We start from the raw sequence: 7,042 nt of genomic DNA, 5'->3' as shown, positions 1-7,042 counted from the left end.
CAGCCGTTCGGCCTGGGCGCGCAGGGCCTCGGGAGTCCTGCCGGAGACCAGCCAGGGCACCAACGACACCCCCACCACCGGCGCCGACTGCGGAGTGGGCTCGTCCACGTCCTCCCCGTCGGGCACATACTGCTCGACGATGACATGGGCGTTCGTCCCGCCGAACCCGAAGGACGATATGCCGGCGCGGCGGGGGTGGCCGGTTTCGGGCCAGGGGCGGGGTTCGGTGAGGAGTTCCATCGCGCCCGCGTCCCAGTCGACGTGGGGGCTGGGGGTCTCGGCGTGGAGGGTCTTGGGCAGTAGACCGTGGCGCATGGCCTGGATCATCTTGATGATGCCGCCGACGCCGGCGGCGGCTTGGGCGTGGCCGATGTTCGATTTGAGGGAGCCGAGGTAGAGGGGGCGGTCGTCGGGGCGGTTGTGGCCGTAGGTGGCGAGGAGGGCTTGGGCTTCGATGGGGTCGCCGAGGCGGGTGCCGGTGCCGTGTGCTTCGACGGTGTCGATGTCGGCGGGGGTGAGGCCGGCGTCGGTGAGGGCCTGGCGGATGACGCGTTCCTGGGAGGGGCCGTTGGGGGCGGTCAGGCCGTTGGAGGCGCCGTCCTGGTTGACGGCCGAGCCGCGCAGTACGGCGAGCACCGGGTGGCCGTTGCGGATCGCGTCGGACAGCTTCTCCACCAGCAGCAGACCGACTCCCTCGGCCCAGCCCGTGCCGCCCGCGTCGGCCGAGAACGAGCGGCACCGGCCGTCCTCGGACAGACCGCGCTGCCGGGAGAACTCGCCCCCGCAAACACCGGGAACGCCTCATACAAACCCCGCCCCATACCCAACCGCTGCGCACCCTGACCCGAAAACAGCACAGCCAGCCCGTTCTTCGCCCCGAGCCCCGCCACGCCTCCCACCACACCGGAGGCCGGCTCCCCACGCTCCACGGCCGCCAGCCCGGTCAGCAGCTCGCCACGATCCCCGCCCACGACCACAGCCCGGTGCTCGAACACCGAACGACCACTGGCCAGCGAGAACCCCACATCGGCCAGGTCCAACGCCTCATCAGCCTCAACACACACACGCAACCGCGCCGCCTGCCCCCGCAACGCCACCTCACTGCGCGCCGACACCGGCCACACCACCAGACCCGAACCCGAACCCGAACCCGACTCCCCAGCCTCAAGGCCCTCGACGTTTTCCCCCGACGGAGCCTGCTCGAGAATCACGTGCGCGTTCGTCCCGCTGATCGCGAACGACGACACCCCGACCCGGCGCGGACGGTCGGCCTCCGGCCACTCCCGCGCCTCCGTCAGCAGCCGAACCGCCCCGGACGACCAGTCGACCTGATCCGACGGCTCATCCGCATGCAGAGTGGCGGGCAGCACGCCCTGGCGCATCGCCTCCACCATCTTGATCACACCAGCAACACCCGCAGCCGCCTGCGTATGACCGATGTTCGACTTCACCGAACCCAGCCACAACGGACGCTCCTCCGAACGTCCCTGTCCGTACGTAGCCAGCAGAGCCTGAGCCTCGATCGGGTCGCCGAGACGGGTACCCGTGCCGTGTGCCTCCACCACATCCACATCGGTGGTGTCGAGTCCGGCCGACTCCAGAGCCTGCCGGATCACCCGGCGCTGCGCCGGACCACTCGGAGCCGTCAGGCCATTGCTCGCACCGTCCTGATTGACCGCACTGCCCCGCACCACCGCAAGCACCTGATGACCGTTGCGTACCGCGTCGGACAGCCGCTCCACCAGCAGCACACCCGCACCCTCACCCCAGCCGGTACCGTCCGCACCCGCCCCGAACGCCTTGCACCGGCCATCCACCGACAGCCCCCGCTGCCGCGAGAACTCCACGAACACCCCCGGCGTGGACATCAACGTCACACCTCCGGCGAGCGCCATGTCGCACTCGCGGGACCGCAGCGCCTGCACGGCGAGATGCAGCGCGACCAGCGAGGACGAGCACGCGGTGTCCACGGTCACCGCCGGCCCCTCCAGGCCCAGCGTGTAGGCGATCCGCCCGGAGATGACCGAGACGATGTCGCCCGTCAGCAGGTAGCCTTCCGCGCCTTCCGGCAGGTTCCCGTTGTGCGCGTTGGCGTATCCCATGGCGGAGGCGCCGACGAACACACCCGTCCGGCTGGCCCGGAGCGACAGCGGGTCGATGCCCGCCCGTTCCAGCACCTCCCACGAGGTTTCCAGGAGCAACCGCTGCTGCGGGTCCATCGCCAGCGCCTCACGCGGCGAGATGCCGAAGAAGCCCGCGTCGAATCCGGCCGCGTCCGTCACGAAGCCGCCCTGGTCGGTGTAGCTCGATCCGCTGCGCTCGGGGTCCGGGTCGTACAGCGCGTCCAGGTCCCAGCCGCGGTCCGTCGGGAAGCCGCCGATCGCGTCGCCGCCCGAGGCCACCAGGTCCCACAACTGCTCTGGGGAATCGGACCCGCCCGGGAAGCGGCAAGCCATGCCGACGATGGCGATCGGTTCGCGTCCGGCTTCCTGGAGGGCGAGCAGGCGCTCCTGCGTGGTGTGCAGTTCGGCAGCAACACGCTTGAGGTATTCGAGGAGCTTTTCCTGCTCGTCCATGACTGACGCCTTCCGTTGGAACCGGAACCAAAGCAAAGGTGTTGTTGAGTCGGCCGGAATACTGAGCCGGTCGTGTTTCTGTGATTGACCGAATTGCTGGGTTGATCAAGCCGCTGGGCTCACTGGGCATCCCGGTCGGAGCGAAGTCCCTGATCGATCAGGTCGAACACCTCGGCCGCCGTGGCGGACCGGATCTTGTTGAGGATGTCGCCGGATTCGGCGGCGGACGCGGGCGCGGCCGAAGCCCCAGCTCCCGCATCCAGGCGGTCGAGCAGCATCCGCAGCCGCGTGCGCACGCTCTCCGTCTCGTCGGGGCTGTGGCCACCGTGACCACCGTGACCACTATGACCGTTCTGCCCGGATCCGATCATGGCCGTCATGGCCGCTTCCAACCGGTCGAGTTCGTCCAGTACCGACCCGGCGGGCCCGCTGTCGGACGTCTCTTCCGGCACCAGTTCCCCATAGAGGTGATCGGCGAGGGATTCCGGTGTGGGGTGGTCGAAAATGAGGGTGGGCGGCAGCCTGAGTCCGCTGACCTTCGCGAGTCGGTTACGGAATTCGACGGCGGTCAGCGAGTCGAATCCCATGTCCTGGAAGATCTGACCGGGGTCGACCGCGACCGCGGAACGGTGGCCCAGGACGAACGCGGTCTGTTCGCGGACACCGTCGAGTACGGCCCGGCGGCGCTCGCTCGCGTCGAGTTTGACGAGGCGGTCCCGCCAGGTCCGTACCTCGTCCGCGTCCGTCGCCGAGGCATCCGTCGCCGTCGCGGCCTTCCTGCGTACGGGACCCCGCACCAGGCCGCGCAGCAGTGCCGGCGGCTCGGTACCCGTAGCCGCGCGGGCGCGCAGCCCGGCCAGGTCCAGACTGGCTGCGGCGAGTAGCGCGTTCGGGCTGTCCATGGCCCGGTCGAAGAGGGCCAGGCCCTCGGCGTCCGTCAGGGCTCCCCCGCCGTCGCGGCTCAGGCGGGCCAGGTCGCGTTCCTGAAGGTGTCCGCTGATGCCGCTGGCCGACTCCCACATGCCCCAGGCCACCGAGACACCCCCGAGTCCACGCGCCCGGCGCCGGGCCAGGACCGCGTCGAGGCCCGAGTTGGCTGCCGCGTAGGCACCCTGCCCGGCTGTACCGAACGCCCCGGCCATGGAGGAGAAGACCAGGAACAACGAGAGGTCGAGGCCGGCCGTTGCCTCCTCCAGCAGGAGAAGCGCGTCCGTCTTGGGCCTCAGGGTGGAGTCCACCCGCTCGGGGGTCAGCGTCTCGACGACACCGTCACCGTTCACGCCGGCCGCGTGCACCACGCCGATCAGCGGCAGTTCCTCCGGCACCGTCCGCAGCGCGCGGTCGAGTGCGTCCCGGTCCGCGCAGTCGCAGGCGGCCACCTGCACCTGGGCGCCCAGCGCCTCCAGTTCGGCCACCAAGGTGCCGGCCTCGGGGTCGGCCAAACCCCGACGGCTCGTCAACAGCAGGCTTCGTACGCCGTGTTGGGCGACCAGATGCCGGGCGACCAGCCCGCCGAGCCGTCCGGTTCCGCCGGTCACCAGGACCGTACCGTCCGTGGGCAGTTGGCGCGGCATCCGCAGGACGACCTTGCCGATGTGCCGGGCCTGGCTCACATGGCGGTACGCCTCCTCGGCCCTGCGTACGTCCCATACGCGCACCGGCAGGTGCTTCAGGACGCCCTGTTCGAAGAGGTCGAGGAGGGCGAGCAGCATTTCCTGGATGCGGTCCGGGCCCGCCTCGGACAGGTCGAACGCCCGGTAGCCGACGCCCGGATTGGTGGTGGCGACGACCTCGGAGTCCCGCACGTCCCTCTTGCCCATCTCGAGGAACCGTCCGCCTCTGGGAAGCAGACGCAGCGACGCGTCGACGAACTCCCCTGCCAGCGCGTCGAGTACGACGTCGACTCCGCGTCCTGCGGTGACCCGGGTGAACTTCTCCTCGAAGCCGAGGTCCCGGGAGGAGGCGATGTGCTCGTCGTCGAGGCCGAGGGAGCGTAGGACGTGCCACTTGCCCTCGCTCGCCGTGCCGTAGACGTCCGCCCCGGCGTGCCGGGCGAGTTGTACGGCGGCCATGCCGACGCCGCCCGCCGCGGAGTGCACCAGCACCGACTCGCCCGTGCGCAGCCCGCCGAGGTCGAACAGGCCGTAGTACGCGGTCAGGAAGACGAGCGACATCGACGCGGCCTGCTCGTACGACCAGTCGTCCGGCATCTTTGCGACCATGCGCCGATCCACCACGGCGAACGGTCCGAAGCCTCCCTGGAGCATGCCCATGACCCGGTCGCCGGGAAGGAGATCCGTCACCCCCGGCCCGACCTCGGTCACCACACCGGCACCCTCGCTGCCCATGCTGCCCTTGGTCGGGTACATGCCGAGGCCGAGCAGCACATCGCGGAAGTTCAGGCCGGCCGCCCGTACGCCGATACGTATCTGGCCCTCGGTGAGCGGGGCGGCGGCGTCCGGTGCGGGCAGCAGGGCGAGATCCTGGAGGGTGCTGCCGGTGGCCTCAAGCCGCCATGCCTCGTGGCCGGCCGGTGCGACCAGCGCGCCGCCCGGTGCGTCGACTTCTGCCAAGCGCGGTACGAACACGGTTCCTTGACGGATCAACAGCTGTGGCTCGTCCGAGGCGCCGGCCCTGGGCAGTGCCTCGTACGAGGTGCGCTGCCCGTCCACGTCGACCAGTAGGAACCGGCCCGGGTACTCCGACTGGGCCGAGCGCACCAGGCCACCGATGGAAGCCTGTGCCACATCCGGCATGCCGTCGTCGAGCCCGTCGGCGACCGCGGCGCGGGTCAGTACGACCAGCCGGGCCTGTGCCAGGAGCTCACCGGCGAGCCATTCCTGGAGCAGCGCGACGGCCGCGGAGACCCCGGCCCGCGCCGCGCCCGCCTCGTCGGCGGGGTCCTGCTCACCGGTCGCCACAGGGGCGACGACCACGGCGGGCGCCGCGATGACGCCGTCCCGTACGGCTGTGTGCAGTGCGGCCAGATCGTCATACACACGTACGTTCCGTACACCGGCCGACCGCAACGCCTCGCTTGTCTCCCCGCTCGTTCCCTCTGCCGCTCCCAGTACCGCCCAGTCCCCGGAGCCGGTGGTGTCGGCCTCAGCCGCGGCAACCGGGGTCCAGTCGATGCGGAAGAGTGACTCGGCTCCGGAATCGTCGCCGCCGGCCTGGGCACCGGCCAGGTCCACGGCCGAGACGGGACGCGTGGCAAGGGACTCCACCGTGGCCACGGGCCGCCCGAGGTCATCGGCGAGCGCCAGAGATACGGCGCCTTCGCCGCGCGGCCGTATCCGCACTCTCAGCGTCTCGGCGCCCGAGGCATGGAGTGTCACGCCGGTCCAGGAGAAGGGCAGGTGCAGCTCCGCGTCGGCGCGCCCCGGTATCAGCTGGGCATGCAGGCAGGCGTCGAACAGCGCGGGATGGATCCCGAACCGGTCCGTGTCGGTCAGTCGGCCATCGCTTCCGCCGACACCGTCGCCATCGACGTCGCCGTCGCCGTCACCAACGGCCGGACCGGCCTGGGCGAACACGGTGTCGCCGAGGCGCCATGCGCGCCGCAGCCCCCGGAACGCGGTCCCGTAGTCGTATCCCGTCTCCGCCAACTGGTCGTAGAAATTCTCGATCCGTACAGCATCGGCCCCGGCCGGCGGCCACTCTCCCGTCAGGTCGGCGAAGTCGACACTCTCGGCATCGGCCGCGTCCTCCCGAGTCAGCACACCGATGACGTGCCGGGTCCAGGGCTGCCCTACGGGTGCGCCCTCCCTCAAGGAGAAGACCTGTACGTCCCATCGCCCGGAGTCCTCGTCGTCCGCCTTCTCCAGGACCACCTGGACCCGTAGACCGCCGTCTTCCGGCAGGACAAGCGGAGCCTGGATCACCAGTTCCTCGACACGCCCACAGCCGACCTGGTCACCGGCGCGGACCACCATCTCCACGAACGCGGTGCCCGGCACCAGCACCGCGCCACCCACGGTGTGGTCTGCGAGCCAGGGCTGCGCGGCGGTCGAGAGGCGTCCCGACAGCAGAACCCGCCCGTCATCGGCCGACTCCACCACCGCGCCGAGCAGCGGATGCCCGGCCTCACCCAGCCCGAAGTCGGTGGCAGCGCCCTTCACACCCGCCACCGCAGCAGGCCAGTAACGCTCGCGCTGGAAGGCGTAGGTGGGCAGGGGAACCTGGCGAGGTGAGGTGCCGGGCCACCGCAAGCACAGAAGCCGACCATCACACGATCGAGTCAAACCGCCCTCGTACACGCTCCCCGGCGAGCAGCTGACAACCCCCGGTCACCTCGGACAACGCGTGAGGAACGCGATGCCGCCGTGAAAGCCTGGTGCGGGAACGCGGTTCGTGCATCCGCGCGAACGCCTGTGCGCCCGCGCATGCGACCCCCGGCTGATCCACGCCCTCTCGCCAGTGCGCCCCATCCGCTTCACACTGGCCAGAGGCAGCCGTTTCGGCGA

At 70.5% G+C, this 7,042-nt stretch carries 1 protein-coding gene and 2 pseudogenes; all 3 read right to left on the bottom strand.

Going from position 1 to position 7,042, the window contains the following annotated elements; genetic code table 11:
• Nucleotides 1–777: pseudogene (locus CES90_RS48305) on the bottom strand (ketoacyl-synthetase C-terminal extension domain-containing protein); the annotation flags it as partial.
• A pseudogene (locus CES90_RS48300) lies at nucleotides 777–2,576 on the bottom strand (type I polyketide synthase); the annotation flags it as partial. The pseudogenes CES90_RS48300 and CES90_RS48305, both read right to left, overlap by 1 nt.
• A gap of 119 nt (nucleotides 2,577–2,695) precedes the next feature.
• The gene (locus CES90_RS48295) at nucleotides 2,696–6,787 is read right to left on the bottom strand and encodes an SDR family NAD(P)-dependent oxidoreductase (RefSeq protein WP_208921751.1); all 4,092 of its coding nucleotides are present in this window, start codon (nucleotides 6,785–6,787) and stop codon (nucleotides 2,696–2,698) included.
• Nucleotides 6,788–7,042 lie beyond the last annotated feature (255 nt).

The sequence above is a fragment of the Streptomyces capitiformicae genome, from assembly GCF_002214185.1.
In the GTDB taxonomy this organism is placed as follows: Bacteria; Actinomycetota; Actinomycetes; order Streptomycetales; family Streptomycetaceae; genus Streptomyces; species Streptomyces capitiformicae.
Note: the sequence above shows the minus strand (reverse complement) of the source record. Positions and strands in the feature narration are given on the sequence as shown.